The following is a 26,745-nucleotide window of genomic DNA, read 5'->3' as shown; positions in this document are numbered from 1 at the left end:
ACGGGACCTACCGCGCCGTCCAGCCGCCGTCCGCGGCGAGCGTCTCGCCGGTGACGAAGCTCGCCGCGTCGCTCGCGAGGAAGACGACCGGACCCGCGATCTCCATCGGGTCCGCGAAGCGGTTCTGTGGCGTCCGGTCCATGATCGACTGTCGCAGGCGCTCGTTCTCCTGCAGCGTCTCCGTGAGGTCCGTCGCGACGTACCCCGGAGCGACCGCGTTCACCCGCACCTCCGGCGCCCAGTCCAGCGCCGTGCTCTTCGTCAGCCCGACGAGCCCGTGCTTCGAGGCGACGTACGGGTGCTGTTTCGGCAGGCCGACCTCCCCGGCCACGCTGGCGACGTTGACGACGCTGCCGTTCGCCTCCTTTAGGTGCGGCCCGGCGGCCCGAATGGTGCGGAACGCGCCGCGCAAGTTCACGTCGAGGACGGAGTCGACCGCGTTACTCTCGATTTCGGCCGGGTCGCCGAGCGCGTCGCCGGGGTTGAACCCCGCGTTGTTGACGAGCACGTCCACGGCGCCGAACGCCTCGACGGTCTCCTCGATCAGGGCGTCCACATCGCCGTCGTCGGTCACGTCCGCGGTGATCGCCCGCGCCTCGACGCCGTGCTCGCGTGCCTCGGCGGCGACCGCCTCGACCTCCGCCGCGGTTCGCGCCGAGGGGACGACCGCCGCCCCCGCGGCGGCCAGCCCGAGCGTGATCGCCCGCCCGATCCCGCGGCCGCCGCCGGTGACGACGGCGACCTTCCCCGACAGATCCGGGAGGGCGTCCTCGGGCGTCAGGGCGGCGCTGTCCGGCGTCGAGGAACCGTCGTCGCTCATTCTTCTCCCCCCTCGCCCGGCGCGTACGGGAGATCCGGATCCTCGACGGCCTCACGGAGCGTCTTCTTGTCGAACTTGCCGGTCGCGGTCTTCGGGATCTCCTCGCGGAACCGCACGTCGTCCGGGAGCCACCACCGCGGGAACTGGTCGGCGAGGAACGTCCGGACGGCCGCCACGTCGAGCTCGCGGTCCGCCTTCGGGACGACGAACGCCAGCGGGCGTTCCTGCCAGCGCTCGTGGGGCGCCGCGATCACGACCGCCTCGCTCACGTCCTCGTGGGCCATCAGGGCGTTCTCCAACTCGATGCTGGAGATCCACTCCCCGCCCGACTTGATCACGTCCTTGACGCGGTCGACGACTTCGATGAAGCCGTCCTCGTCGACGGTGGCGATGTCGCCGGTCCGGAGCCAGCGCGCCCCCCCGTCGTCGGCGTCGACGAAGTCCGTCCGGTTGGCCTCCGGGCGGTTGTAGTACTCCTCGACGACGGAGGGCCCGCGGACGAGCAGCTCGCCGAACGCCTCGCCGTCCCAGGCGACCGCCTCGCCGTCGTCGTCGACGACCCGCATCTCCAGCCCGGGGGAGAGCAGCCCCTGCTTCGCGCGCTTGTCGAGTTTCGCCTCGCGGTCGTCGTCGTCCATCCCCGAAGTCGGCCGGGAGACCGAGCCGATGCTCATCGTCTCGGTCATGCCCCACGCGTGTTCGATCGTCACGTCGTGTTCGTCCTCGTACCGACGCATAACTTCCCGGGGAGCCGCGCTCCCGCCGACGACGATGCGCTCCAGCGAGGAGAGGTCGCCGCCGTGTTCGTCGAGGTGGTCGAGCACGTCGATCCAGACGGTGGGGACGCCCGCGGTGAGCGTCACGTCCTCGGACTCGATCAGCTCCACGAGGTCCGCCGGCTCCGGAGACGGACCGGGATACACCTGTTTCGCCCCCGCCATCGTCACGGCGTACGGGAACTCCCAGGAGTTGACGTGGAACATGGGGACGACGGGCATCACCACGTCGTCCTCGGCGATGTCGAGCGCCGTGGGCGTCATCACCATCATCGCGTGGGCGTAGATCATCTTGTGCGTGTACTCGACGCCCTTCGGCTTCCCCGTGGTCCCGGAGGTGTAGCACATCCCGGCCGGGTCGTCCTCCGAGAGCGGCGGCCACGAGGTCATCGGGTCGGCGTCCGCGATCAGCGCCTCGAGCGCCGACAGCGGTAGGTCGGACTCCGTCTCCGGCACCGAATCGCCCATGACGACGACCTCGCGGACGCCGTCGATCCGGTCCCACAGCCGGTCGAGCGTCGCGACGACCTCGCGGTCGACGATCAGCACGTCGTCGTCGGCGTCGTTGATGATGTACTCGACGTGGTCGTCCTGCAGGATGGGGTTGACCGTGTGCAGCTGCGCGCCCGAGAGGGGGACCGCGTAGTACGCCTCGAAGTGCCGGTGGGTGTTCCACCCGAGGGTCCCGACGCGGTCGCCGGGCTCGACGCCCAGGCCCGCGAGCGCGGCCGCGAGCCGGCGGACGCGGTCGCCGAAGTCGGCGTACGTGTACCGGTCGACCCCGTCGCGGGTGCGCGAGACGACCTCCGTGTCGGGGAACAGCCGGGTCGCCCGCCAGAAGAACGGGCGGAGCGTGAGCTCCTCAGGCATCCGCGGTCCCCACGGAGAGGTACGTTTCGAGGAGGTCCTCGCGCTCGCGGATCTCCTCGACGGTGCCGTCGAAGACGATCTGTCCGGTGTCCATGATGTAGCCCCGTTCCGCCAGATCGAACGCGAAGTCCACGTTCTGTTCGGTCAGCAACACCGTGACGTCCTGGTCGACGACGGTCTGGACGATCTCCCGGAGGTCGTCCACGATGACCGGCGCGAGCCCCTCGGTTGGCTCGTCGAGCAGCAGCACGTCGGGCGACTGTACGAGCGCGCGGGCGACCGACACCATCTGCTGTTCGCCGCCGCTGAGGTTCTGTCCGTCGTTGTTCCGGAGCGGATCGAGCGCGGGGAACAGCTCGTACATCTCCTCGACCGGCCGCGGGTCGCTCGCGAGGTTGTGGGCGAGCCGGAGGTTCTCCTGAACGGTCAGGGTGGGGAACACTCGCCGGTCCTCCGGCACGAGCGAGATCCCGAGCGCGTTGATCTCGTCGGGCGAGAGCCCCGAGATCTCCTCGCCGCGGTAGGTGATCGACCCGGTCCGCGGCGGCGACGCGCCGACGATGGAGCGCATCGTCGTCGTCTTGCCCGCCCCGTTTCGTCCGAGCAGGGCCACGACCTCCCCCTCGTCGATCGAGAGGGAGATCCCGTGGAGGACGTGGCTGTTCCCGTAGTACGTGTCGATGTCGTCGACGTCGAGTATCGTCATACGCTATCACTCCCCAGGTACGCCTCGGTCACGCGGTCGTCGGTCAGGACGTCCTCCGGCGTCCCGTCGGCGAGGATCGCCCCCTCGGCGAGCACGACGATCCGGTCGGAGATGTCGGTGACGACGTCCATGTTGTGTTCGGTCACCACGAACGTCGCGTCCAGGTCCGCGTCGAGTTCGCGGATCAGCGAGACGATCTCGGTGACCTCCGTCGGGTTCATCCCCGCGGTCGGCTCGTCCATCAGGAACACGTTGGGCTCGATGGCCAGCGCGAGCGCGATCTCGACCGTCCGCTTTTCGCCGTGGCTCAGCGTGTCACACGTCGTGTCCGCGATGTCGGTGAGCCCGGTCAGCTCCAGCAGCTCCTCGATGTCGGCCTCGAGCTTTTCGTCGCCGGTCGCCCGCGACCGGAAGTCCAGCCGCGTCTTCTCGTGGCTGATCCGCGCGACGCGGACGTTCTCGCGCACCGTCAGCCCCTCGAAGATATTCGTTATCTGGTAAGACCGCGAGAGGCCGGCCTGGGCGACCTCGTGCGGCTCCGAGTCGGTAATGTCGCGGAGCCCACCGTCGCCTCCGGCGCGGCCATCGCCGCCGGCAGCATCGCCGTCGCCGACGACGGCGGCGTCGCCGCTCCGTAACCAGATCGAGCCGGCGGTCGGCTGTAGCACGCCGGTCAGCAGGTTGTAGAACGTGGTCTTGCCGGCCCCGTTCGGCCCGATGATGCTGGTGATCTCGCTGTCGTCGATCTCGATCGAGACGCCGTCGACAGCGGTCAGTTCGCCGAACTGCTTGCGGAGGTCTTCGGTTTTGAGAACTGTCGTCACGAGTCGTCACCCCGGTCGGTCCGCGCGTCGTCGCTCCCTGAGTCGTCGGTCGGCTCCTCCCCGGTTCCGCCGTCCGCGTCGTCCCCGAGCAGCCGGTCCCGCGCCAGCAGGAGGCCGCCGACGGCCCCCTGCTTGAAGTACAGCACGACGCCGATGAGCAGCGCGCCGAAGAACAGCTCCCAGTACGCTTCCAGCGTGGGGAAGCGGCTGATCGCCCAGCGGATGTACAGGAAGATGAACGCGCCCACGATCGGCCCGGAGAAATACGTCGCGCCGCCGATCACGGTCGCGATCACGGCGATCGCGCTCGTCGACCAGTGGGTCAGTCCCGGCGAGGCGACGCTCGCGAGTCCCGCGCGCAACACGCCGGCGATCCCGACGATCGCCGCCGAGATGATGAACGTCATCCAGCGGTGGTGTCTGACGTCGATCCCGAGCGCGGCCGCGCGGTCGGGGCTCTCGCGGATCGCCTTGCAGACGGTGCCGAACGGGGAGTTGACGACGCGCCATGTCCCGTACGTCGCCGCGGCCACGACGGCCACGGTGAGCGCGTAGTACGTCCGCCGTGCGCCGATCCGGAAGCTCGACCCGCCCAGGTCGACGCTCCCGAGCAGGACGATGATCCCGTCGGTCCCGTTCGTCAGCCCCGCCGGGTCCTGGATGATGAGCGAGTAGCCGATCATCCCGAACGCGAGGGTGATCAGCGCGAAGTAGATCTCCTCCAAGCGCACGCTGAGCCACCCGACGGGCACCGCCACGACGACGACGAGCGCCAGACCGACGACGCCGCCGACGACGAACGTGACGAGCGGCGCGATCCCGGACCCGACCACGTCCGCGAACACGGGCGTCAGGTCCCGCAACACGATCGCGAGCCCGTACGCGCCGCCCGCGTAGAACAGCCCGTGACCGAACGACAGCAGGCCGGTGTAGCCGTACAGCAGGTTGAACCCGAGCGCGAACAGCGCGACGACGAGGAAGTCGGTGAACAGGTAGACCTGGAAGGACGGCCCGAACGCCATCAAGATCAGGCCGATCGCGCCGAGGAGGCCGAACCGTTCGCGGGTCCAGCCGTCCGCGACCGCGGAGCCGAACTCGCGAACCCGGTCGCCGGTGTCGGTCGTCGAGCTCATTCGCCGAGCCCCCCGAAGAGCCCCTCAGGCCGGAACAGCAACACGATCACCATCGCGAGGAACGGGATCGCGATGCTGCCGGCGCTGATGAACTGCGGGCCGAGACTCTGCATCATGCCGATGAGCATCGCGCCGACGAACGCGCCGCCCATGGAGCCGAGCCCGCCGATGACGACGACGATGAACGCGTCGATGATCACCTGGTCGCCGAGCGCGGGGCTGGTCGACTGCAGCGGCGAGGACAGCGCGCCGCCGAGCCCGGCGAGCACGCTCCCGAGGAAGAAGACCCCCGTGTACAGGCGCGGCACGTCGACGCCGAGCATCGACGCCATCTCGCGGTCCGAGGAGGTGCCCCGCACCAGCGAGCCGAAGTACGTCCGCGTGATGAACAGCCAGAGGCCGACCAACACCGCCACCGCGAGGCCGATGACGACCAGCCGGTACGCGCCGAAGGAGCTCCCGCCGAGCGAGACGGAGAAGTCGAACAGCGCGGGCGGCTCGACCGAGTACGACCCCGACCCCCAGATGAAGCGGACCGTCTCGTGGATGATGAGCACGAAGCCGAACGTGACGATGAGCTGGTCGAGGTCGGCGTCGACCCGGTCGTACAGCGGCCGGATCACCGCGAACTCGATGGTGGCGCCGACGACGCCCACCGCGAGCGCGCCGACGACGGCGGCCAGCCAGAAGTTGTCGATGACGTTCGTCACGACCGCGAGCGTGACGTACGCCCCGAGCATGTAGAAGCCGCCGTGCGCGAAGTTGAGGACGCCGAGCACGCCGAAGATGAGGCTCAGTCCGACGGCGATCAGGAAGAGCCGACTGCCGAGGCTCAGCCCGATGACGACGTCGGAGATGCCGATCAGTGGAACGAGGGATGATAGGCTCATGGAAAACACGTCGGGGGCGGGTTAGATGCCCGTCGGCAGGTCGGAGTCGCCGAGCGCCTCGGAGAGCTCGTCGGGGCCGGCCTCGTACCTGTTCACGGGATCGAGGACGTTGCTCTCCCACTCGTCGTCGTACGAGACGGTCCCCCAGATCGACGCGACCGTGGCCTGGTTCGTCTCGCTGAACTGGTAGTCACCGACCGGGCCGGAGTGCTCCATCCCGGTGAACTCGTCGACGAGGGCGTCGGCTTCGGTGCTGCCGGCCGACTCGATCGCCTCCTTGTACAGGTAGACGGCGCGGTACGCTCCCTCGGCGTTGTACGTCGGGAGCGTGTCGTGCTCCTCGTAGTAGGCGTCACGGAACGTGTTGTTCGCCTCGGTGTCGGGGACGAACGGGTCGTACCGGGTCGAGGCGTACTCGCCCTCCGGGAGCGGGTTCCCGTCGCTCGCGAGGTCCGTCCCCATTCCGACGCTGAACAGCGTGTGGTCGATCTGGTCGAACCAGCCCGCCTCCTCGGCCTGGCCGATGAACGTGGTGAGGTCGGCTCCCCACAGCGGCGTGATCACCGCGTCCGGCTCGGCGTCGAGGATGGAACTGATGTAGGGCGTGTAGTCGCTCGTCGCCAGCGCCGGGAACTGCTCGGCGGTGAACTCGGCCTCGACCCCGAGGCCCGCACAGAAGTCCTGGAAGTAGTCCCACGTCTCGTAGCCGAATGCGTAGTCAGGGCCGATCGTCGCCCACTCCGTGGCGTCGAGCTCCCCGGCGGTCCGCGCGGCGCCGTAGATGTCCTGCGCGAGGCTGTTGGAGTCGCGGAACACGTAATCGTTGCCCACGGAGTCCTCGTGTTCGCCCTCCGGCGAGGTGACGAACGGCGTCGCCGCGTGCGTGATCATGAACGGCATCTGGAGCTGTGCCACCTGTGGCGCCACGGCCTGGGCGACCCCGCTGGAGTCGAGCCCGAACAGCCCGTCGACGTCGTCCTCCTCGACGAGGCTCCGTATCTGCTGGATCGCCGTGTCGGCGCTCGCCTCGCTGTCGCGGACGATGATCTCTACGTCCTGCCCGTCGATGCCGCCGTTGTCGTTGATCTCCGACTGGGCCATTTCGATACCCCGCTCGGCGGCCTCGCCGTACAGCGAGGCGAACCCCGAGAGGATGTACGTCGCACCCAGCCGCACCACGTCGTCGCCGCCGCCCGTACAGCCGGCCAGCGCGACGCTCGCGCCGGCGCCAGCGGCCTGCAGGAACCGTCGCCGACCGACCGACGATCGGTTTTCCGAATCCCTCTCGACATCCCCTGTCCGGTTACGCTTGTTTCCGACATCCGAACCTGCAGTTACCATTGTTAACGATTATCCCTGTGTGTCGGTCCTATATAAATATGCGGGTAGCTACCACACGTCGCGTTGCCATCCAACGTGACCCGGCGGTCGATCGATCCCCGTCCGATCCGATCACACGAATCTGTCAGATCCATCGGCAATCCTCTGAATAGTCCTCTAAAAAACACTTCACTCTACGCTCAGTTGGTGTTTCTCTCGACGAGGATCGCGAGGATCGAGTACGCCCCGGTCGCGGTCGGGATGCTCTCTCCCGGTTACGATCCGGATGCTCTCTCCCGGTTACGATCCGGCCGCTGTCTCGGCACAGGCGACGGTGTGCTGGTGGGTACCGTCGTCGGATGGTCGGGGGAACTGTCGGGTGCGTCCCCTCGTCGGTTCGTCCCGAGCGTCTTCCCGCCGAGTCGCTGCCCGCTTGCGATCTCGCGGATTCGGCACGAGTCGGATCGACTTCGCCGATCGGTTCTGCTCCGTCGTTCCTATCGGTCGTCCGATAGCGATAATTCTCGATAGTTATCGGATCAGCTACTATTCAACCAAATTGGTGGGTTGTGCGAGGGCACCGTGAACGCCCGCGGACTCGGTCTCGTCCTCTGCCCGAACGCCACCTCGGCCGCAGTCGCCTTGGCCACAGTCGCCCTGGACGCAGTCGCTCTGGACGCAGTCGCTTCGGATTCGGTCGCTCTCGGGGACCCTACGAGAGAATGTGCCGCTGGATCTCGTTCGACGCGCTCACCACGAGGCCGGCGATGTCTTGCTGGAGGGACTTGCCGTCGAGTCGGTCCTTGGGACCGGTGAGCGACACGACGTACGTCGGCCCGTCGCTACTGTCGATCGGCGCCGCCACGCTGTACTGGTCCTCCTGGAACTCGCCGCGGCTGAACGCCAGCCCTTGGACGCGAACGGTCCGGATCTCCTCGAGTAGCGATTCGGTCTCGTGGCTGGTCCCCTCGCGCACGAGGGCCGCCGCACGCTCCTCGGGGAGCGTCGCGAGCACGACCTTCCCCGCGGCCGTCGTCGCGAGTGGCAGCTCCTGGCCCACGGACAGCCAGTGGCGCTCGACCAGTTCTCCGGCCGCGGTCTCCGTGACGATCGGCGTTCCGTCCCGCGTCTTGACGAAAGTCGCGAACTCGCCGGAGGTCAGCGCCAGATTCCGAAGGGTGCCACGGATGGCCGGGAAGCCCGGGATCGCCATCCGCGCCTGCTCGCCCAGAGCCAGTACGCCCGCGTCCACCCGATAGGTCCCGTCGACCCGTTCGAGGAGTTCCAACTCGACCAGCGTCGAGAGGTGGTTGTACAGCGCCCCCTTCGAGACCGACACGCGGTCGTTCAGCTCCATGAGCGTGGCACCGCCGCTGTCGGCCACACATCGGAGGATCTCGACCGATGTCTGCGTCGTCCGGACCGGGTTCGCTGCCTCCGCGGTTGTCATGGGAGGACGTAACACTCCGGTGCGCAAAAGGCCATCGCTCACCAGTTCGCGACGCTTCCGTCTTCGTAGTTCCACGTCGGGCCCTTCCAGGAGGTCTTCTTCCCCGCCTGCTCGCGGATGTACGACTCGTTCATCTCGATGCCGAGCCCGGGCTCGTCGTCCATGAACATGTAGCCGTCGGACCGCGTGAACGGGCTCTCGTCGGCGAGGTAGTTGAAGAACTCGTTGTCCTGCTCGGCGTAGAACTCGTCGTGCTGTTCCTGCAGGATCGAGTTCGGCACCGCGAACTGGACGTGCATCGAGGCGGCAAAGGACACCGGCCCGACGGAGCACTTCGGCATCAGCATGATGTTGTACGCCTCCGCCATCTTGCCGATGTTGACGACCTCGGTGATCCCCCCCGCGTGCGATATCGCCGGCTGCACGATGTCCACCGACTGGCTCTGGAACACCTCCCGGAAGTCCCACCGCGAGTACATCCGCTGGCCGGTCGCGAACGGGATGTTCGTCGCCGCGCTCAACTCGGGCAGGTTCTCGTTGTACGAGGGATGGACCGGCTCCTCGACGAACATCAGGTTGTACTCCTCGAGCATCGACAGCAACTGCCGCGCGACCCCGGTGGTGACCCGGCCCCGGAAGTCGACCGCGAGGTCGACGCTCTCGCCGACGGCGTCCATCACGGCGTCGACCCGCTTCTGGACGTTCAAAACGATCTCGCGCGTCCGCACCCGCGCGGGCCGCGTGTGAGCCATCAGTCCCAGCGTCGTGTATCCGTCCTCGACCGCCGCGACCGCGACGTCCGCGAGGTCGTCCGGGTGGTCGCCGCTGAGCCACTGGTACACCTGTACCTTGTCGCGGACCGGTCCGCCCAACAGCTCGTACACCGGCTTCCCGAGAGCGCGTCCCTTCAGGTCCCACAGCGCCTGGTCGATGCCCGCGATCGCGCTCATCAGGACCGGGCCGTTGTTGTAGTGGTCACCCATGTACATGCGGTACCAGAGGTCCGCGATGCGTCGGGGATCCGAGCCGATGACGTAATCCTCGACCAGCTCCGAGAGGGCGCTACAGAGGGTGGTCGAGCGCCCCTCCAGGGCCGGTTCACCCCAGCCGATCACCCCGGTATCCGTTTCGAGTTTGAGAAAGACCCACCGCGGGGGGATCGCGAACAGTTCGTAGTCGACGACTTCCATACTCTGGTCTCTCACCGCCCCGTCTTCAAGATTGGTCCCGCCGCCAGCGTCGCCGCCTCCGGATTCGCGCGGCTCTCGGACCACACGAGCCGTCCGCGTCGCGACCGTCACGTCCGTCCCGGTCCGGGTATGAGTTTTGCAGAGCTAAATCCATCACGGTCGATCCGCATCCTACTCCCGAACGCTTCGCCTCGCCCGCCGTATCGACCCCTGCCGCGAGCGCGGAGGGGCTCACGGCCGCGGTCGCACGCGTTCGCCCGTCGCCGCCGACGCGGCCGTCCCCGGTTCGGTCAGGTCCGGGAACCCGGCCCGCTCGCGTCAGGCGGATAGTTATGTTCGTATTCTGATTGCTCTCTATTCTCATACTCTATCTGCTATGTACTAAAACACTGGTACTGGATAATTCTCCACGTTATTTTTTTAGAATTGGCATTATTACCGGTGTCACCCGCGATACAGACAGTTATTTATCGTATTCCCTCATAGACCGAGTTTGTCTCCTGAATATCATATCGAACCAACTACTTCTCGAATATTTATATGACGTTCGTTCCGTCGGCGTCTGACCGGTCGACTTCGTTCGGACGTCGGTCTCTCTCCCGACATTCCATTACACATGTACTACTGTAATTCTACTTCTCGCCCGCGCCCGTCTGCTGTCGGCTATTCTCTCCCGAAATTTAGCAGGACTAAACCCATCGGGTTGGGTGTGGAGCGTTCACATACGATCAAAGGCGGCCGCGGCCGGAACGGCCTCGACTCCGCGATGCTTCTCGCGCGGACGACTCGAACGGGCCGCGAAACCGTCTTCGGTCTGCCGGATTTAGATCTCCTAAACGAACAGCCGCCAGCGGGCGACGGGGTGGAATGCGGAACTCAACCAAGGTTTTATGCCCAATCACCGTATCTAGAGGGCTGTAATGCGAAGAGTAACCTTTAGAGATCCCGCGGGAACCGAACGAACTGGAACGCTGACCGACGGTGAGGTGGCGTTCGGCAACCGGACGTACGACCTGGACGAGGTCGAACTGCTGCCGCCGGTCGACCCCTCGAAGATAGTCTGCGTCGGGCTGAACTACTCCGACCATGCCGAGGAGACCGACTCCGAAATCCCCGACCGCCCTCTCCTGTTCATCAAGACCCCGAACACGCTCGCTTCGCCGGGATCGACCGTGCAGCTCCCGGAGGACAAAGAGCGGATCGACTTCGAGGCCGAGCTCGGGGTCGTCATCGGATCTCAGTGCCGGAACGTGCCTGCAGACCAGGCCGAGGAGGTCATCGCGGGGTACACGTGCGTGAACGACATCTCGAACCGCGACGACCAGCGACAGGAGCAGAACTGGGTGCGCGGCAAGGCGTTCGACAACGCCGCACCGATGGGCCCGGTACTGGCGACGCCGGACGAGGTCCCGGACGACGCGTCGATCTCCCTCCGCGTCAACGGCGAAACCCGGCAGGACTCGACGATCGAGAACCTGATCTTCTCCGTGCCCGAACTCATCGAGGAGATCACGACGCTGATGACCCTCGAACCGGGCGACGTCATCGCGACGGGGACGCCGGCGGGCGTCGGCCCGCTCTCCGACGGGGACGAGGTCGCCATCGAGATCGAGGGGGTCGGAACGCTCTCGCACGACGTCGCCGCGGGCGAGTTCGCCGGGACCGTCGAGCACGACTTCATGCCGAACCTCTAACCATGTCGGTAACCGATAAACAGCAGTTGGTGCTGGGCTGCCGGCTCCTCGACAAGGCCGGACTGTTCGACGAACACGGCCACCTCAGCGCACGCCAGGAGGACCCGGACGACGTCCTCATCAACGCGTTCGCGAGTCCCGCGACGACGACGATCCGCGACTACATCGAGGTGGACCTCTCGGGGACCGACTACCCCGACAGCGCGCCCGGCGAGACGCCGATCCACACGCAGACGTTCCGCAACCGCCCCGACGTCGAGGCCGTCTGTCACCACCACGCGCCGTACACGACGCTGTTGTCCAGCGTCGGCATTCCCCACAAGCCGGTCCATCCGAACGGGGTCATCCAGAAGGAGCCCTTCCCGGTGTTCGAGGATTACCACACCGAGGGCGGCATGCTGGTGACCACCGAGGACGAGGGACAGGACCTCGCCGACGCGCTGGGCGACCACGAAGCGGTCGTGCTCCGCGGGCACGGCGTCGTCGTCGTCGGCGACAGCGTCCCCGAGGTTGTCGTGAAGAGCCTCAAGATGGAGTATAACGCCGAACTGCTCTACAAACAGGCGGTCGTCGGCGAGCCCTGGTACCTCCCCGAATCGCTGGTCGAGGAGAACGTCAACAACATGACGAGCGAAGGGCAGATCGTCAAGACGCTGGACTACTACTTCACGAAGCTGTAAGGCGGCCTACTGCTGTGCCGCCTCGACGATCCCGTCGATCCGAACCAACATACAGGCGGCGTCGACGCTCGTCGAGATCGCGTGGCGTTTCACGGTCAGCGTGTCCCGAACGCCGTGTTCCGTGGCGTCGATCACGGCCCCGTTCTCCAGGTCGATCCCGGCGTTCAGCCGTCCGTCCGCGTGCGCGGCCCGCTGATCGTTGAGTCGGTCGATCGGGTCGAGACCCGCGTTCCGCACGAGGACTCTCGGGATCGTTTCCAGCGCGTCCGCGAAGGCGTACGCCGCGAGTTGGGCTTTGTCCCCCCGCCGCCGAGCCGCCGCCTCGACGGCTCGGGCCATCTCGATCTCGGCCGCTCCGCCGCCGGGCACGACCCGGCCGTCGTACGCCACCTGCGCGACGACCTCGACCGCGTCCGACATCGTGCTCTCCAACTCCTCGCGGTGGGCGTCGCTCTGGCTGAACAGCAGGACCGTGACGGCCCGCGCGTCCGGCGTGGTCACCGTCGTCCGTCCCTCGTCCCAGTCGTACGCGACCGACCCCGACACGGTGTCTCCGTCTCCGATCCCGTCGAGAGTCGTCGGGATCCGCGTCTCGAACGTCCGCCGCAGGAAGCGGATGTCGGGCTCGCTCACGTTCGTCACGCAGGTGACCCCGTGTCGCCGCAACCGCCCTCGAACCGCGTCGTCCACCGTTCCCGAACAGAGCAGGACGGTCGCCCCGCTCTCCCGGATCCGCTCGGTCGCCCATGTGACCCACTCTCGGTCCTCCGCGGCGAACTCCGAGGGGTCGTACGTCGCGCCGTCGACGACGGCGGCGACGTCCGTCTCCTCGCGCGTGATCGATCCGTCCACGACGAGGATCTCCGCCTCGCCGGTCGTGTGATCGCCGGTCCGTCGCTCCGGCGTCGCCTCGAGCATGGCGCCGGACACGAGGCGTGACTCCGCCATGTCCCGGCCCCCCGCCGTTCGAAGGCGGATGGCGTCGAGGTTGACGTCGTAGCCGTCCGTCACCCGTTCGACGGCCCGCACCGCGAGTTCCGCCAGGTGTTCGCGCTCGTACGTCGCGTTCGACCCGGCCAGCGTCGTCCGTGCGACATCGCGGGCGACCTCGCGGTCGGTGAGGTCGTACGTCGTCGCGATTTCCGTCAGCCGACCGCGTGCGGCGTCGGCCGCCAGCCGATAGCCCTGGATCACGCTCGTCGGGTGGAGCCCCTCCTCACAGAGGTCGAGCGCGTGCGACATGAGCTCGCTCGCGAGGACGAGCGCGGTCGTCGTCCCGTCCCCGGCGTTGAAGATCTGGCTGTTCGCCACCTCCCGGACCGTCCGACTGACGGGATCGGTGAGGTGGAGGTTCCGGAGAACGGTCACTGCGTCGTTCGTGACGTGGACGTTCCCACCGTTGTTGACGACGAGCTTGTCCCGGCCGAACGGTCCCATCGTCGTCGCCACTATCTCCCCGACCGATCGGGTGCTTTGCGTCGCCTGGCTTCGGGCGCGGTCGTCCCACTCTACCTCGACGTCCTCGCTGAGGATCGATTCGATCGACTTGCCTGTTGACGTCCGTGACATGAATGGTCTCGCTAGGTCGCTCGCTCGTAAATAGCCTCGGGGAAAATCGGTGCCGCTCGGCGACTACGTGCCGCCGATATCGCTCAATTCGACGTCGCTCCGCCAGTCGAACGCGCGCCGTTCGATCGGTTTGAAGACGCCGTATTCGATGAGGATGATGATGAACAGGAAGACGGCGGCCCATGCCCACGCCTCCTCGTACTGGTACACCTGGTAGGCGTGTTCCAGTTTGTACCCGACGCCGGCCGACCCGGCGAACAGCTCCGCGATGATGGTGACCTTCCAGCCGATCGCGAGGCCGAACCGAACCGCCGAGAAGATCTGGGGGGCGATGTTCGGCAGGACGACCCGCCAGAGGACTCGCCGCCGTGAGATGGAGAACGCGTTCGCCATCCGAAGCAGGTCGTGGTCGATGTTCTCGACGCCCTTCCAGATGTTGATCGCGACGTACGGGAACACGGTCAGCGTCGCCGCGGCGACGGGAGCGAACCGGAGCGTCCCCAGGGCGATCGACCCGTACGAGAAGACGAGAAACGCCACGGCCGCCCACGCCAGACCGGGAATGGACAGCCCGATGTTGACGTAGGGCGTGAAGAAGTTCTGACTGTAACTGTTGAGCCCCATCAGGATGCCCAGCGTTCCGCCGAGGATCATCGCGAACAGGAACGCCCAGAACAGCGACTGGAACGTCGTCGAGATGTGGATCCAGGCCGTCCCGTCCGCGACGAGTCCCCACGCGAGACCGACGGTCTCTATCGGGGTCGGCAGCAGCTCGCGCGGGAACTGGGCCGCGAGTAGCGACCAGAGGACGAAGCCGACTCCGATCCCGATCACCCGGGCGAACGAGTCGGAGAGCAGCGACTTCACGTCCCCGTTCAGCAGTTGGACGTTGTATCTGGATAGCTGTGTGCGGATTGACATACTAATCCTCGTCGATGGAGTGGAACGTGTCGATGGCCTTCTGCCGGAACTTGAGGAACTCGTCGGAGTCGATCCGGCGGGGGCGGTCGAGCGGGACCTCCAGGTCCCCGTAGATCTCCCCGTCGCCGAGCATCAGCAGGCGGTCGGCCAGCTGGATCGCCTCCGTCATGTCGTGGGTGACGAAGAACACCGTCTTGTTCAGCTCCGACCAGAGGCTGATGAGCTCCTTTCGCAGCTCCTCGGCCGTGATCTCGTCGAGGTTGCTGAACGGCTCGTCCATCAGCAGGACTTCGGGGTCGATACTCAGCGCCCGCGCGATCCCGACGCGCTGACGCTGGCCGCCCGACAGCTGTCCCGGGTACTTGTGGTAGTGGTCGGAGAGCCCGACCAAGTCCAGGTGCTGTTTCCCGACTTCCTCCGTGTAGTCGGGGTTGTCCTCGTTCACGAACTCGATGTTCTGCAGGTTCGAGTCCCACGGCATCAGCCGCGGGGACTGGAACACGTGGCCGAGGGTGACGTCACCGCTGCCGTCCGCGGTCTCGAACCGTACTCGACCCTCGGTCGGTTCCAGGATCCCGCTCACGATGTTCAGCATCGTGGACTTCCCGCTGCCGGACTTCCCGAGGAGGCAAACGAAGCTCTCGGGCTCGATGTCGACGTTGATGTCCTCGAACACCTGTTCGTGGCCCTCAGCCGTGTCGAACTCCTTGGCGAGGTTCTCTATGTGAATGGAGCCGGCGTTGTTCGTGGTGAGCGATTCGTCGGTCGGCGCTGGTGATGATTCTGAACTCATTGTTAGGACCACCCGACGGAGTCGTTCTGCCGCCAGGCGAAGACGCGTTTTTCGATCTGCGCTAACACGCCGTATTCCAGGAACAGCAGGAACACGGTGAAGAAGACGACCCAGGACATGACGCCCGCGAGGTCCAGGACCCGCATCTCGAAGCGGATCATGAAGCCGATCCCCTGCTCGGCGGCGATGTACTCCGCCAGACTCGCGATCTTCCAGCTCAACGCGAGCGCGTACCGGAGCCCGGCGAACCAGTCGGGCAGGACCGACTGGATGATCACGCGACGGATGACCCGAAGCCGGGAGACGTCGAACGCGTTGGCCATCTTCAGCAGGTCGTTGTCGATGTTGTTGATGCCGCCGTACACGTTCGTCGCCAGGTACGGCGTCGCGACGATCGCTGCGGCGGCCGCGGGCGTCGTCGCCCCGAGCCCGAACCACATCGCCGAGAAGATCGCGACGAAAAGCGAGGGGACCGCGATGCCGATGGTGAGGTAGTCCTGGAACGCCTTCTCCCAGAAGTCCCACCATCCGACGAGGATCCCCAGTGCGGTACCGGCGAAGAGCGCGATCCCGAATCCGTAGGCGACGTGTGTCAGACTCGCGAGGAAGTGCTCGACCCACACCATGCTCACGAGGAGGTCCCGCGTCGCGATGACGACCTCGGTCGGCGAGACGAAGGACTCCTGAATCGGCGGCAGGACCCGATAAACGACCGACCAGACGAGGACCAACGCGACGATCGACTCGACGAACACCACGGACCGGTTGGTGAACAGCGAGTCCGGAAGCGCGTTGGCCAGTCGGCGCGGCTGAGACGTACTCATGTTATTCGGTCGCGACCTGGCGGTACTCGAGGTTCTCCTCCCAGCCCTGCGTGAGGAAACCGACGTCCTGGGCCGAGCGGAGGAAGTTCTTGTCCTCCTCGATGAACGATTCCGTCAGCTCGATGTCCTCGTAGATGACCGGTAGGTCGTTGTCCAGGTCCAGGTTGAGCCCCCAATCGAGGACGTACTGCGCCTGGTCCATGTTCTCCAGTCCGAGCTGATTGAGGTGCTCTTCGTCCTCCTCGATGCGGCCGATCGGGTCCTCGTACAGCCAGTCGAGCCCCTCGGAGAAGGACTGGACGATCGCTCGCGGGGAGCCGGGGTACTGAGACGCGTAGTCCTGCGAGCAGGTCCACGAGTTCAGCTGCGGCGCGTTGAACCCGTCGAGATCGGCCATGATGCTCCCGCAGCCGAAGATGCTCGTGATCGTCGGGTCCTCGTCGTTGTACTCCGCGGGTGCCATCGTCGGCGCGGCCCCGTGGATCGGGGACGTCGTCCCCATCGCCGCGTCCCCGCCCTCGACGAGCTGCGGGACCGCCGAGTACTCGGCCGTGGTGATGCTGTCGAAGTCGCTCGACTCGTCGTCAGTGAAGTTGTAGCCGAACGCCTCCTGGATGATCATCGGCATCATGATGCCGGTGCCGCCACCCCAGCCGCCGAGCGCGAACACGTCCTGCTGTTCGTTGAGCAGGTCCATCGACGCCTGCGGGCTGCCCGAGGTCTCCGGGTCGTAGTCGCCGCCGCGTGCCCCGACCACCTGCATGATCTGAGGCGCGAGGTTGGCGTTGACCGCGAGCGGGATGTCCCGCTCGCCCGCCAGCTTCGCCGCCTCCAGGGAGCCGAACGTCTCGAAGTCGGCGCCACCTGAGGTGAAGATCGCCGCGCCCTCCCAGCTCCGGGAGACCTCGACGTTCAGGTTCTCCTCGCTGTAGTGGTCCGCGAGGATCTCCGTGTCCTCGGCGAGATAGTCCATGATGATCCCCTGGAACCCGGTCGGGGCGAGGAGGAGTCGTACCGTCGTCTGCGACTCCTGACCACCGTTCGAGTCACCGCCGTTTCCTCCGCCGTCACCGCCGCCACCGCCGTCTCCGTCCGGACTGCTCGTACATCCCGCCGCGGCCGTGAGCAGTCCCGTGCTCGCTGCCGCGCCGGCCTTCATCACTTTCCGGCGCTTCCACGAGTCGTCCGCCACTTCTTTATTATTTCTGACATTACTGTCCGACGTCCCACCGTCTCCGCTAGGGCTGTCACTGGTTGCCATGCGACTGGGTAGATAGCCTAAGATTATATAAAGGTTAAGCATAATTCGGGATAGTGCACGGGAAATACTATCTCAGGTAATTACTGGATTGCATAACTCCGTTCACGTTCGGGAGAGCCGCTGGTAGAACCAGTGAATATAACCGATAATGACCGGCCGAGCCTGTCTCGCCAACGTGGCGGTCTCCGCGCGCCCGGTGGGCCGATGCGTTCGGGTCCACCGGCTCTCTCGGGCGGCGTCTTCGACGGAAAAATGGTGCCGGGCCGCTAGTCGTCGGCCGGTTCGGCGCCGCCGGAATCGGCGTCGACGTTCACGGCTATCTCGGCCGCAGCCGCCTTGTACTCCGGGATCTTCGCGCGCTCGTCGAGCACGTCGTTCGTCAAGCGGTTCGCGGAGGCGGCCGCGAAATGCGGCGTGGTCCACACGACGCCCTCCTTGATCGCCTCGGTCACGTTGGCGCGGACGTCGATGGATCCGCGCCGGGACCGCAGCGTCACCTCGTCGCCGTCCTCGATGCCGTAGTGGGCGGCGTCGTTCGGGTGGACGTCGACGAAGTTCTCCGGGTGCTGGCGCGACAGCGTCGGGGACCGCCTGCTCATCGTCCCCGTGTTGTAGTGTTCCTCGAGGCGCGCGGTCGTGAGGATAAGCGGGTACTCCTCGTCGGGCGTCTCCACCGGCGGCTGGTGGCGGACGCCCTCGATCTTTCCGAGCCCGTTCTCCGTCTCGAAGGCGTCCTCGTAGAGGTACCGGTCCCCTTCGTCGCCCGGCTCGTAACAGGGCCACTGGATCCCCGTCTCGCCGAGCCGGTCGTAGGTCATGCCGTGGTAGCTCGGACACACCTGCCGGAGCTCCTCGAAGACGGCCTCCGGGCCGTCGAACCGGAAGCCCTCCTCGCCGAACAGCCGACTGCCGACCTCCATCAGGATCTCGAGGTCGTGTTCCGTGTTCTCGTGCACCTTCTGGACCGGCCGCATCCGCTGGACGCGACGGTCGGTGTTCGTGACGGTGCCGCCCCGCTCCGCCCACGTCGTCGCCGGGAGCACCACGTCGGCGTACTTCGCCGTCTCCGTCATGAAGATGTCCTGCACGACGAGGAACTCCAGCTCCTGGAGGCGCTCCTCGACGCGGTTCCCGTCGGGCTCGCTCATGATCGGGTTCTCGCCCATCACGTACAGCCCGTGGACCGAGTCGCCGGCCTCGTGGGAGATCTCGACGTTCGTGAGTCCGGGCTCATCGGGGATCGTGAACCCCCAGACGTCCTCGACCGACTCGCGCGCCTCGTCGTCGTCGACCAACTGGTAGCCCGGGAGGACGTTCGGCATCGCGCCCACGTCACAGGTTCCCTGGACGTTGTTCTGTCCACGGAGAGGGTTCACGCCCGTTCCGGGCTTGCCGAGGTTCCCGGTCACCAACGCGAGGTTGATCTCGTTCTGGACGTTGTCGACGCCGCAGGTGTGCTGGCTCATCCCCATCCCCGTGAAGATGGCGGCGTCGTTCGCCATCGCGTACTTCTCGGCCGCGAGCTCGATGTCCTCGAGGGGGACCCCGCACTCCTCGGCCGCGGCCGCCTTGTCGAAGTCCGCCAGCGTCTCGCGGAGGTCCTCGAACCCCTCGGTCCGCTCGGCCACGAACGCCTCGTCGATCCAGCCCTCGTCCGGGTTCTCCTCGTGGCGCTCGAGGATCGTCTTCAGGACGATGTTGAGTAGGGGAATGTCCGTCCCCGGCTCCAGCTGGAGGTGCATGTGCCGCTCGGTGCCCTCGATGTCGAACGACTCGGTCGTCTTGTTGGCGTGGGGGTCGACCTGGATCACGGTCGCGCCCTCCAGGACCGCCTGTCGGAAGTACTGGCTGTTGGCGATCGGGTGCTGCTCCCCGGGATTCGCGCCCTGGATCCAGAGCAGGTCCGCGGACTCCTCCAGGTCGGCCATGCTGTTGGTCATCGCGCCCGCGCCGAGGCTGGTTCGCAGCGCCCACACGGTGGAGGCGTGGCACATCCGGGTGCAGTTGTCGACGTTGTTCGTGCCGTACCGGCGCGCGAGCTTCTGCAGGAGGTAGTTCTCCTCGTTCATCGTCTTCGAGGAGCCGAAGAACCCCATCGCGTCCGGGTCGTGTTCCTCCCGGATGCGCTCCATCTCCTCGACGACGCGGGCGTAGGCCTCCTCCCAGGTCGCCTCGCGGAACTCCCCGTCCTCCTTGACCAGCGGATCCGTCAGGCGGTCCTCGTGGTCGACGACCTCGGTCGCCGCACCGCCCTTGATGCAGATGCGACCCTCGTTCACCGGGGCGTCCCCCCACGGGAGGAAGCGCATGTCTCCCGGGTCGTCGTCGGGATTGACCTGAATCCCGCAGCCGACCCCACAGTACGGACAGATCGTCTTGACCGGATCGTCCTCCTTACTGGACATTGTCATCACTTGTGAGACGTACGTTCACATGACTCAATATTCGGGACCGCTGATAAAGTCACCGACCGCGGGACCGGTCATCGGTCGACACGCCCGACCGCCGAACTGCCTCCGAGCGGCGTGTCTACCTCCGAGCGGTGTATCTGCCCCCACGCGGCGTACCGCTCCGGTTCCGGGACGCATTTCACCGAAGATTTTACGCCACTCGCTCACCCACGGAGGACCACGACTCCCCATGCCACACCTACCACGGACCCCCGACCGACAGACGAGAGAGTCCGATGCGACCATCCATCCGCCCACGTTCGGTGCGCACCGCGCCGACGGGTCGGCCATCGGGGAACTATGAGCGAGCGGTTCCCCTCGAGTTCGTTCATCGTGACGATGCTCGTCATCGACGCGCTGTTCCTGGGGATTCTCGGGAGCGGCGTCCTCCCGTTCGACCCCAGCGCGCTGCTGGTCGGATTCGGGCTGTTCGGCCTCTCGCCGCTCCTCGCGTACCTGATCACCGAGTCGCGCTCCGCTCCGTAGCGGCCACAGTTCGGTCGTACTCGCTCGTGGATCGTCCGGTTCGCGGTCGTCCGTCCCCCTCCTGAGAAAAATTTATGTACTCCGAGTTCGGTTGTCTGCTCGATGAGAGAGATATTAACACACACCATAATCATCGCCGTATTCGGCGCCCTGCTGTACGCGGCGGCAGTATCGATGTACACCGCAAACACGGGGAACATCCTCCTGTTCGGCTACATCCTTCTGACCCCCCGCCTCTTCGAGTTCCTCGGCGCCGTCCGGGAACGGAACAGCACGGCCCCACAAAAAGAGATCGCCTGACTCGCCGGGAGTCTTTCGACTGGGTCGGAGGTCGCTGCTGCCGGCGTCGTGATGAGTCGCGGCGGTCGACGGCAGACCCTCCGAGCAGCGACGCGACTAGCCGGCGCCTGCTCGTTGCCGGCCCCGGCTTCCACCAGGTGCCCCGAGATTCGGTCCCCGTGGCCGATCGCGACGCGAGCATCCGGCTCCTCGAACCGTTCTCCGGTCTCGGATTCTTTCTTTCTCTCCCCGAGTAGCCCCGCTCGGTTCTCCGACGGTTCGACCATCGTTCGTTCAGCTGCAGCAGACACGCCCTGCGGACGGTAGTTCGAGGGAACCGCTCCGACGCATTTCCGTGATCTGACTTCTGAATATAGTATACTTTCCATTACTGCTTTATCGTACTTCCATATAGATTATATAACTGGACGCGATTCGGATGCGGTCCGTGTTCGAGACTGAGGTTCCGCTCGAGATCGAAGTCTCGACGGGTTATCCCTGGCTATAACATCTTTCTCGGCCCTATAAAAACTGTTAGACGAATAATCCGGACTAAAACAGATCATTCACTCATCCGGAACTTAGTATAACACAATTCCTGAATAGATACGGGAATTTCTGGATAATTCTGGCCTCTTCTCTCGGAGAATAGCCATATATGGCGGATCTTCCGATATATAGTGTCTATTTCACAGTGGTATCTGTATCCCTTTGACTTCCTTTTTTCTCAATGACCTCTCTATCTCAGATACATATCGAAATTCAATGGTGTCTCGAATCCGTGCAATTGGTCGGAACGGTGTCTCTCCCTCGAACGGCTGGCGTCGTCGCGCGTTGCTGCTCGCTTTCCCGGGTTGTGAACGCTTCTCGACCGGCGGTGTCCGCGTTCGAACGCGGTCACTCGAAGTCGGGCGAGCGTCCCTCGAGGAACGCCGCGACGCCCTCGGCGTGTGCGTCGGTGCCGTACGCGAGCGTCTGGTAGTGGGCCTCTCGCTCGAGCCCGTCCTGCCACGACCGGCCGAGGTTACCGTGGATCGCCCGCTTCGTGAGCGCGATGGTCTCGGTCGGTCGCTCCGCGAGCGTCGACAGCAGCGAGTCAACCCGCTCGTCGAGGTCGGCGTCCGGGACGGCCTCGTTGATCACGTCCCACTCCGCGGCCTTCGACGCGGGGATCAACCGGCCGGTAAAGGCGAGGTCCTTCGTCTTCCGGAGGCCGATGACGCGCGGCAGGATCGCGGTGGTGCCGGCGTCCGGTACCAGCCCGACGTTGACGAACGAGGCCCCGAACCGGGCGGACTCGGCCGCGTACGCGAAGTCGGCGAGCGCCGCGATCGCCATGCCGGCACCGACGGCGTCGCCGTTGACGCGAGCGATCACGGGGACCGGCGCCTCGAGGATCGACTCGGCGACGCCGCCGAGCGTTTCCTGGACGCGTTCGTGTGCCTCCAGCGCGGTCTCGTCGCGGTCGGCCATCGCGTCGATGTCGCCCCCGGAGCTGAACGCGTCGCCCTCGCCGGTGACCACCACGGCGTCGTGCGTGGCGGGGTCCAGTCCCTCCATGGCCTCGATGAGGTCCCGGGCCACCGCTCCGGTCATCGCGTTGTACGACTGGGGCCGGTCGAAGGTGATCGCTCTGACGTCACCGTCGTCGACGTGCATACTCGTGTCCGCGCGTCCGACGGCCCTATACCCTTCGCTGTGCGGACGGGTCCTCCTCGCCCCGCACCCTCCCCGATTTTGGGACGCGGCGGATTCCCGTCAATCGTCCGTCTCCGACTCCTGCGGACTGCAGACGATCACCGGCCGCTCCGTCTGCAGGATCACCGACTGGGAGACGCTCCCGAACAGCACCTTTCCCGCGGGCGTTCGCTTGCGTCCGGCGACGCAGATGGCGTCGGCGTCCAGCTCGTCCGCGGTCTCCACGATCGACGGCGCGGGCTCCCCGCTCCGCTCGCGGAACTCGACGGTCACGCCCTCGGCGGCCAGGAGCGACTCCGCGCGCGTCACCGCGTCCACCTGCGAGACCGAGGCCCCCTCGGGGTTGTCGACGAAATCGTGGAGCAGGTACGCGACCACATCGTCGCCCGAGAAGAGGTCGAGGACCGTCTCGGCCTGTGCGGTCGCACGCTCGATGCTCTCGTCGATCGCGAGCAGCAGCCGGCTCATGTCGTCCCGTTCGCCGCCGCCGGTGTTATAGTCATCGGAAAAACACACTGATCGTTCGTTCTGATCCGTCGCCCGGTTCGGGGGTCACCGCGGTCCGTTCCGACCGAGGTCCGGCCGCGGACCGGCATGGCCTCAGTCGGCACCGGTGATGCCGAGGTGCTCGTCGAGGATCGCCTGATCCTCGCGCACGTCCGCGGAGCGCCCCTCGTGCACGATCTGCCCCTTCTCGAGGATGTACGTGTACTCGGAGACGTCGAGCGCCACCGGGATGTTCTGCTCGACGACGAGCACGGTGATCCCCCGGTCGTTCAGCGTCTCGATCACGTCCTCGATCTGTCTGACGACGTACGGCGCGAGCCCCTCGGTGGGCTCGTCGAGGAGCAGCAGGTCCGGGTCGGCGACCATCGCGCGCGCGATCGCGAGCATCTGTTGCTCGCCGCCGGAGAGCACTGACCCGGGGCTGTCCTCGCGCTTCTCGAGGTTCTCGAACATGCCGATCACCTCGTCGACCGAGGGGCCGTCGGGCGCGTCGACGCCGATCTGCCCCATCCTGACGTTCTCGCGGACCGTGAGTCCGGGGAAGATCCGGCGCTCCTCGGGGACGAACGTGATCCCCGCCCGGATCGTCTCCTCGGTGTCGAGTCGGGTGACCTCCCGACCGTCGAACGTGATGGTCCCCGCCGTCGGCACGATGTTCCCGACGATCGACCTGAGCGTCGTGGTCTTCCCGACGCCGTTCCGCCCGACGAGCGAGACGACGGAGCCTCGCTCGACGTCCAGCGTGATCCCCGTAAGGACCTCGGTCATCCCGTAGCCGGCGTGGACGTTACGCAGGCTCAAAATCGGGTCACTCACCGCGGCCACCTCCGAGGTACGCGTCCTGAACCGCGTCGTTCTCGGCGATCTCCGTCGGCGTCCCGGTCGCGAGCACCTCGCCGCGAGTGAGCACGGTTATGCGGTCCGATACGTCCATGATCAGGTCGATGTCGTGTTCGATGAGCATGATGGACTGGTCGGCCAGCACCTCGTTGACGAGCGCCAGCGTCTCCCGCGTCTCCTCGCTGCTCATCCCCGCGGTCGGTTCGTCGAGGAGGACGAGTTGCGGGTCCGTCGCGAGGACCAGCCCGATCTCGAGGCGACGCTGGTCGCCGTACGCGAGCGTTCCAGCCAGCTCCTCGGACCGGTCGTCGAGCCCGATGCGGCGCAGGATCTCGTCCGTCCGGTCGTTCATTTCGTCGAACGATCCGGTGTCCCGGAACAGCGCCTCCGTCCTGCCGAGGTCCGCGTACCGCTTCGACTGGACGGCGAGTCGGACGTTCTCGTGGACGGTGAGCCCGCTGAAGACGTTCGTTATCTGGAACGACCGGCTGACCCCCCGCCGGACGCGCTCGTGGGGCGGGAGGTCGGCGATGGGTTCGCCGTCGAACTCGATCCGGCCGCTCGTCGGCTGGAGCGCGCCGGAGATCAGGTTGAACAGGGTCGTCTTCCCGGCGCCGTTGGGACCGATCACGCTCCGGAACTCGCCGCGTTCGATGTCGAGATCGACGTGGCTCGTCGCGGTCAGCTCTCCGAACTTCTTCGTCAGGTCGCGGATCTTCAGGGCAGTGTCGGTCATCCGGCTTCCTCCGGGTCTCCCGTGGTGGCGCTCGAGTCACCGAACCGGGAGTCGTCGTACGCGCTGACGACCATCGACGGCAGCGAGACGAGCCCCCGGGGGACGAACAGCACGAACAGCACGAAGATGGTCCCGATGATCAGCCGCCACTGTTCGGTGTACGACGAGAGCACATCCTCGGCGCCGACGAAGAAGCCCGCGCCGAGCATCGGTCCGATAAGCGTCCCCATTCCGCCGACCAGCGTCATGACGATCACCTCCCCCGAGTGGATCCACGCCAGCGTCTGGTCGGGCGAGATGATGAACGTCCCGGGCTTGACGGCGAGTAAGCCGCCGGCCATTCCGGCCATGCCGCCGCTGATGACGAACACGCGCCGCTTGTACTTCCGAACGTCGTAGCCCAGGAACTCGGTCCGCTCCTCGGTCTCCCCGATCGAGGCGAGCACGCTCCCGAACGGGGCGTTCATGACCCGCGTCGCGAAGTACAGCGAGCAGAGTGCGAGCCCGAACGCGATGTAGTAGAAGGCGGTCGCCGGCGTTATCTCGATCGGGCCGAGCGGGACCGTGATGGCGCCGAGTTCGAGTCCGATGCCGGCGATCCCGACGAGGGGTTCCCAGCCGACCAGTCCGTCGCTGCCGCCGGTGAAGTCGAACTTGAACACCATGTTGTAGAACAGTTCGGCGAACGCCAGGGTGATCATCGCGAAGTAGATCCCGGACACGCGGATCGAGAGGCTCCCGACGACCCACGCGATGAGCGCGCAGACGAGGATCGCGACCGCGAGCGCGACGAGGAACGAGGCGGTCAGGTGGATCATGACCAGCGCCGCGGCGTAGGCGCCCACGCCGTAGAACATCGTGTGGCCGAGCGGGACCAGCCCCGTGTAGCCCATGACGATGTCGAGGCTCAACGCGAAGATGGCGAAGATGAACATCTGGTTGAGCAGCGTGATGTAGTAGGTGTTACCGGTGAGGAGGAACACGAACGGCGCGACCGCGAGCACCGCGACGAACGCGAGCCCGAGGTTCCGCCGCGTCTCGTCGGAGAACACGCCGGACTCGACGCCCGTGAGCAGCGTATCTTCGGCACCCCCCTCACTGTGTTCCGACCCCCCGAACAGCCCCTGCGGCTTGTACAGCAGGACGCCGATCATCAGGAGGAAGATCGTCACGCCCTCGAAGTCCGGCATCGCGACGACGAACCCCTGCAGCTCGAAGAGTTCGGCGCCGGCGTAGGTCCGGGTGAGCGTTCGAACGACGCCGACCAGGAGGCCGCCGACCACCGCGCCGCGGAAGCTCCCGAGACCGCCGAGGACGACGATGATGAACGCCGGGACGATGACGCTGCTTCCCATCCCGGGGTTCACGCTCTGGTACCCGCCGAGGACGATGCCGCCGACGGCCGCGAGCGCGGCGCCGAGCCCGAAGATGAGCGTGTAGTACCGGTCGATGTCGATCCCGACGTTTCGGACCATCTGCCGGTCCTCCGACCCCGCCCTGATGATCATCCCGTACTTCGAGCGGGTGAGGAACAGCCAGATCCCGGCCGCGAGCAGGGCGGTGAACCCGATCATGAAGTAGTTGTACACCGACACCTCGATACCCCCGACCGCGATCGGCGTCGTGAGGTAGTCGGGAACGGCGAGGTTCTGCTGTTCCGACCCCCACCCCAACACGATCAGGTCGTTGATGATCAACACGAGCCCGAAGGTGAGGAGGATGTGGTAGAGCGGGTTGCGGCCGTACAGCGGTCGGATGGTGAACCGCTCGATCCCGACCCCGACGATCCCCACGAGCAGCGGCGACAGCACTAACGCGACCCAGAACCCGACCCCGGACCCGAGGGGGTCGACGATGCTGAGGGCGAAGTAGGCGCCGAGCGCGAACAGCTCCCCGTGCGAGAAGTTGATCACGTCCATCACGCCGAAGATGATGGACAGCCCGGCCGCCAACAGCACGTACACCATGCCGAGGGAGAGGCCGTTGACGAGCTGCTCCGCCAGGTTGACTACTAGGGACATCTGTCTG

24 protein-coding genes are annotated in these 26,745 nt (G+C 66.1%); 4 read left to right on the top strand and 20 right to left on the bottom strand.

Annotated elements, in window-relative coordinates:
* Positions 1-7 precede the first annotated feature (7 nt).
* The 9 genes from ACZ432_RS01410 to dgoD all read right to left on the bottom strand — a co-directional run bounded on the left by ACZ432_RS01410 (position 8) and on the right by dgoD (position 9,979).
* Complete coding sequence (locus ACZ432_RS01410) at positions 8-820, bottom strand: SDR family NAD(P)-dependent oxidoreductase (protein ID WP_426963305.1); 813 nt, start codon at positions 818-820, stop codon at positions 8-10.
* Positions 817-2,466, bottom strand: coding sequence for a long-chain fatty acid--CoA ligase (locus ACZ432_RS01405; protein WP_426963306.1), 1,650 nt, complete (start codon positions 2,464-2,466; stop codon positions 817-819). The genes ACZ432_RS01410 and ACZ432_RS01405 overlap by 4 nt, the downstream gene beginning before the upstream one ends.
* Entirely contained in the window at positions 2,459-3,172 is a 714-nt protein-coding gene (locus ACZ432_RS01400) for an ABC transporter ATP-binding protein (RefSeq protein ID WP_426963307.1), read from the bottom strand. Before ACZ432_RS01400 ends, ACZ432_RS01405 begins: the two co-directional genes overlap by 8 nt.
* The gene (locus ACZ432_RS01395) at positions 3,169-3,996 is read right to left on the bottom strand and encodes an ABC transporter ATP-binding protein (RefSeq protein ID WP_426963308.1); all 828 of its coding nucleotides are present in this window, start codon (positions 3,994-3,996) and stop codon (positions 3,169-3,171) included. The genes ACZ432_RS01400 and ACZ432_RS01395 overlap by 4 nt, the downstream gene beginning before the upstream one ends.
* Positions 3,993-5,129 carry a branched-chain amino acid ABC transporter permease gene (locus ACZ432_RS01390; protein WP_426963309.1) on the bottom strand — a complete coding sequence of 379 codons (1,137 nt, stop codon included), beginning with the start codon at positions 5,127-5,129 and terminating at the stop codon, positions 3,993-3,995. The genes ACZ432_RS01395 and ACZ432_RS01390 overlap by 4 nt, the downstream gene beginning before the upstream one ends.
* Complete coding sequence (locus ACZ432_RS01385; protein WP_426963310.1) at positions 5,126-6,019, bottom strand: branched-chain amino acid ABC transporter permease; 894 nt, start codon at positions 6,017-6,019, stop codon at positions 5,126-5,128. Before ACZ432_RS01385 ends, ACZ432_RS01390 begins: the two co-directional genes overlap by 4 nt.
* Positions 6,020-6,040: 21 nt before the next feature.
* Positions 6,041-7,360, bottom strand: coding sequence for an ABC transporter substrate-binding protein (locus ACZ432_RS01380; protein ID WP_426963311.1), 1,320 nt, complete (start codon positions 7,358-7,360; stop codon positions 6,041-6,043).
* 691 nt (positions 7,361-8,051) lie between these two features.
* Positions 8,052-8,789, bottom strand: coding sequence for an IclR family transcriptional regulator (locus ACZ432_RS01375; RefSeq protein ID WP_426963312.1), 738 nt, complete (start codon positions 8,787-8,789; stop codon positions 8,052-8,054).
* Between the two features lie 38 nt (positions 8,790-8,827).
* Complete coding sequence (gene dgoD / locus ACZ432_RS01370) at positions 8,828-9,979, bottom strand: galactonate dehydratase (protein ID WP_426963313.1); 1,152 nt, start codon at positions 9,977-9,979, stop codon at positions 8,828-8,830.
* A 920-nt stretch (positions 9,980-10,899) separates the two neighbouring features.
* Between dgoD and ACZ432_RS01365 the strand changes: the two genes are divergently transcribed.
* A complete protein-coding gene (locus tag ACZ432_RS01365; protein WP_426963314.1) occupies positions 10,900-11,673 on the top strand; it encodes a fumarylacetoacetate hydrolase family protein in 774 nt (257 codons plus the stop codon).
* Positions 11,674-11,675: 2 nt separating this feature from the next.
* Positions 11,676-12,353: a class II aldolase/adducin family protein gene (locus tag ACZ432_RS01360; RefSeq protein WP_426963315.1), complete on the top strand. Its 678-nt coding sequence runs from the start codon at positions 11,676-11,678 to the stop codon at positions 12,351-12,353.
* Positions 12,354-12,359: 6 nt separating this feature from the next.
* On the opposite strand, the gene ACZ432_RS01355 is transcribed toward ACZ432_RS01360, so the two are convergent.
* The 6 genes from ACZ432_RS01355 to fdhF all read right to left on the bottom strand — a co-directional run bounded on the left by ACZ432_RS01355 (position 12,360) and on the right by fdhF (position 20,126).
* Entirely contained in the window at positions 12,360-13,922 is a 1,563-nt protein-coding gene (locus tag ACZ432_RS01355; RefSeq protein WP_426963316.1) for a TCP-1/cpn60 chaperonin family protein, read from the bottom strand.
* A 63-nt stretch (positions 13,923-13,985) separates the two neighbouring features.
* Complete coding sequence (locus tag ACZ432_RS01350) at positions 13,986-14,843, bottom strand: ABC transporter permease (RefSeq protein WP_426963317.1); 858 nt, start codon at positions 14,841-14,843, stop codon at positions 13,986-13,988.
* A 1-nt stretch (position 14,844) separates the two neighbouring features.
* Complete coding sequence (locus ACZ432_RS01345) at positions 14,845-15,636, bottom strand: ABC transporter ATP-binding protein (protein WP_426963318.1); 792 nt, start codon at positions 15,634-15,636, stop codon at positions 14,845-14,847.
* Positions 15,637-15,638: 2 nt separating this feature from the next.
* Positions 15,639-16,460 carry an ABC transporter permease gene (locus ACZ432_RS01340; protein WP_426963319.1) on the bottom strand — a complete coding sequence of 274 codons (822 nt, stop codon included), beginning with the start codon at positions 16,458-16,460 and terminating at the stop codon, positions 15,639-15,641.
* Position 16,461: 1 nt separating this feature from the next.
* Positions 16,462-17,721: a hypothetical protein gene (locus ACZ432_RS01335; protein ID WP_426963320.1), complete on the bottom strand. Its 1,260-nt coding sequence runs from the start codon at positions 17,719-17,721 to the stop codon at positions 16,462-16,464.
* Between the two features lie 266 nt (positions 17,722-17,987).
* Positions 17,988-20,126, bottom strand: a complete 2,139-nt coding sequence (gene fdhF, locus ACZ432_RS01330) for a formate dehydrogenase subunit alpha (protein ID WP_426963322.1) — start codon at positions 20,124-20,126, stop codon at positions 17,988-17,990.
* Positions 20,127-20,471: 345 nt separating this feature from the next.
* Here fdhF and ACZ432_RS01325 point away from each other — a divergent pair, with 345 nt between their 5' ends.
* Both ACZ432_RS01325 and ACZ432_RS01320 read left to right on the top strand, forming a co-directional pair.
* Positions 20,472-20,657 (top strand): hypothetical protein, encoded by a 186-nt coding sequence (locus ACZ432_RS01325; protein WP_426963323.1) that lies wholly within the window; start codon positions 20,472-20,474, stop codon positions 20,655-20,657.
* Positions 20,658-20,759: 102 nt separating this feature from the next.
* Positions 20,760-20,957: a hypothetical protein gene (locus tag ACZ432_RS01320; RefSeq protein ID WP_426963324.1), complete on the top strand. Its 198-nt coding sequence runs from the start codon at positions 20,760-20,762 to the stop codon at positions 20,955-20,957.
* A gap of 876 nt (positions 20,958-21,833) precedes the next feature.
* Here ACZ432_RS01320 and ACZ432_RS01315 read toward each other — a convergent pair.
* The 5 genes from ACZ432_RS01315 to ACZ432_RS01295 all read right to left on the bottom strand — a co-directional run bounded on the left by ACZ432_RS01315 (position 21,834) and on the right by ACZ432_RS01295 (position 26,738).
* On the bottom strand, positions 21,834-22,595 hold the full coding sequence (locus ACZ432_RS01315; protein ID WP_426963325.1) for an enoyl-CoA hydratase/isomerase family protein: 762 nt from the start codon (positions 22,593-22,595) through the stop codon (positions 21,834-21,836).
* Between the two features lie 99 nt (positions 22,596-22,694).
* On the bottom strand, positions 22,695-23,102 hold the full coding sequence (locus tag ACZ432_RS01310; protein WP_426963326.1) for a universal stress protein: 408 nt from the start codon (positions 23,100-23,102) through the stop codon (positions 22,695-22,697).
* Positions 23,103-23,234: 132 nt separating this feature from the next.
* Complete coding sequence (locus ACZ432_RS01305; protein WP_426963327.1) at positions 23,235-23,957, bottom strand: ABC transporter ATP-binding protein; 723 nt, start codon at positions 23,955-23,957, stop codon at positions 23,235-23,237.
* Positions 23,950-24,717 carry an ABC transporter ATP-binding protein gene (locus ACZ432_RS01300; protein WP_426963328.1) on the bottom strand — a complete coding sequence of 256 codons (768 nt, stop codon included), beginning with the start codon at positions 24,715-24,717 and terminating at the stop codon, positions 23,950-23,952. Before ACZ432_RS01300 ends, ACZ432_RS01305 begins: the two co-directional genes overlap by 8 nt.
* Positions 24,714-26,738: an ABC transporter permease gene (locus tag ACZ432_RS01295; RefSeq protein WP_426963329.1), complete on the bottom strand. Its 2,025-nt coding sequence runs from the start codon at positions 26,736-26,738 to the stop codon at positions 24,714-24,716. The genes ACZ432_RS01300 and ACZ432_RS01295 overlap by 4 nt, the downstream gene beginning before the upstream one ends.
* Positions 26,739-26,745: the final 7 nt, after the last annotated feature.

The sequence above is a fragment of the Haloparvum alkalitolerans genome (genome assembly GCF_055381565.1).
This window is presented reverse-complemented; position numbering and strand designations above follow the sequence as displayed.

Bases quoted from the DNA above. Each gene is read 5' to 3' on its own strand.
- ACZ432_RS01410 (WP_426963305.1), bottom strand. From the start codon at position 820: ATGAGCGACGACGGTTCCTCGACGCCGGACAGCGCCGCCCTGACGCCC.
- ACZ432_RS01405 (WP_426963306.1), bottom strand. From the start codon at position 2,466: ATGCCTGAGGAGCTCACGCTCCGCCCGTTCTTCTGGCGGGCGACCCGG.
- ACZ432_RS01400 (WP_426963307.1), bottom strand. From the start codon at position 3,172: ATGACGATACTCGACGTCGACGACATCGACACGTACTACGGGAACAGC.
- ACZ432_RS01390 (WP_426963309.1), bottom strand. From the start codon at position 5,129: ATGAGCTCGACGACCGACACCGGCGACCGGGTTCGCGAGTTCGGCTCC.
- ACZ432_RS01385 (WP_426963310.1), bottom strand. From the start codon at position 6,019: ATGAGCCTATCATCCCTCGTTCCACTGATCGGCATCTCCGACGTCGTC.
- ACZ432_RS01380 (WP_426963311.1), bottom strand. From the start codon at position 7,360: ATGGTAACTGCAGGTTCGGATGTCGGAAACAAGCGTAACCGGACAGGG.
- ACZ432_RS01375 (WP_426963312.1), bottom strand. From the start codon at position 8,789: ATGACAACCGCGGAGGCAGCGAACCCGGTCCGGACGACGCAGACATCG.
- dgoD (WP_426963313.1), bottom strand. From the start codon at position 9,979: ATGGAAGTCGTCGACTACGAACTGTTCGCGATCCCCCCGCGGTGGGTC.
- ACZ432_RS01365 (WP_426963314.1), top strand. From the start codon at position 10,900: ATGCGAAGAGTAACCTTTAGAGATCCCGCGGGAACCGAACGAACTGGA.
- ACZ432_RS01360 (WP_426963315.1), top strand. From the start codon at position 11,676: ATGTCGGTAACCGATAAACAGCAGTTGGTGCTGGGCTGCCGGCTCCTC.
- ACZ432_RS01355 (WP_426963316.1), bottom strand. From the start codon at position 13,922: ATGTCACGGACGTCAACAGGCAAGTCGATCGAATCGATCCTCAGCGAG.
- ACZ432_RS01350 (WP_426963317.1), bottom strand. From the start codon at position 14,843: ATGTCAATCCGCACACAGCTATCCAGATACAACGTCCAACTGCTGAAC.
- ACZ432_RS01345 (WP_426963318.1), bottom strand. From the start codon at position 15,636: ATGAGTTCAGAATCATCACCAGCGCCGACCGACGAATCGCTCACCACG.
- ACZ432_RS01340 (WP_426963319.1), bottom strand. From the start codon at position 16,460: ATGAGTACGTCTCAGCCGCGCCGACTGGCCAACGCGCTTCCGGACTCG.
- ACZ432_RS01335 (WP_426963320.1), bottom strand. From the start codon at position 17,721: ATGGCAACCAGTGACAGCCCTAGCGGAGACGGTGGGACGTCGGACAGT.
- fdhF (WP_426963322.1), bottom strand. From the start codon at position 20,126: ATGTCCAGTAAGGAGGACGATCCGGTCAAGACGATCTGTCCGTACTGT.
- ACZ432_RS01325 (WP_426963323.1), top strand. From the start codon at position 20,472: ATGAGCGAGCGGTTCCCCTCGAGTTCGTTCATCGTGACGATGCTCGTC.
- ACZ432_RS01320 (WP_426963324.1), top strand. From the start codon at position 20,760: ATGAGAGAGATATTAACACACACCATAATCATCGCCGTATTCGGCGCC.
- ACZ432_RS01315 (WP_426963325.1), bottom strand. From the start codon at position 22,595: ATGCACGTCGACGACGGTGACGTCAGAGCGATCACCTTCGACCGGCCC.
- ACZ432_RS01310 (WP_426963326.1), bottom strand. From the start codon at position 23,102: ATGAGCCGGCTGCTGCTCGCGATCGACGAGAGCATCGAGCGTGCGACC.
- ACZ432_RS01300 (WP_426963328.1), bottom strand. From the start codon at position 24,717: ATGACCGACACTGCCCTGAAGATCCGCGACCTGACGAAGAAGTTCGGA.
- ACZ432_RS01295 (WP_426963329.1), bottom strand. From the start codon at position 26,738: ATGTCCCTAGTAGTCAACCTGGCGGAGCAGCTCGTCAACGGCCTCTCC.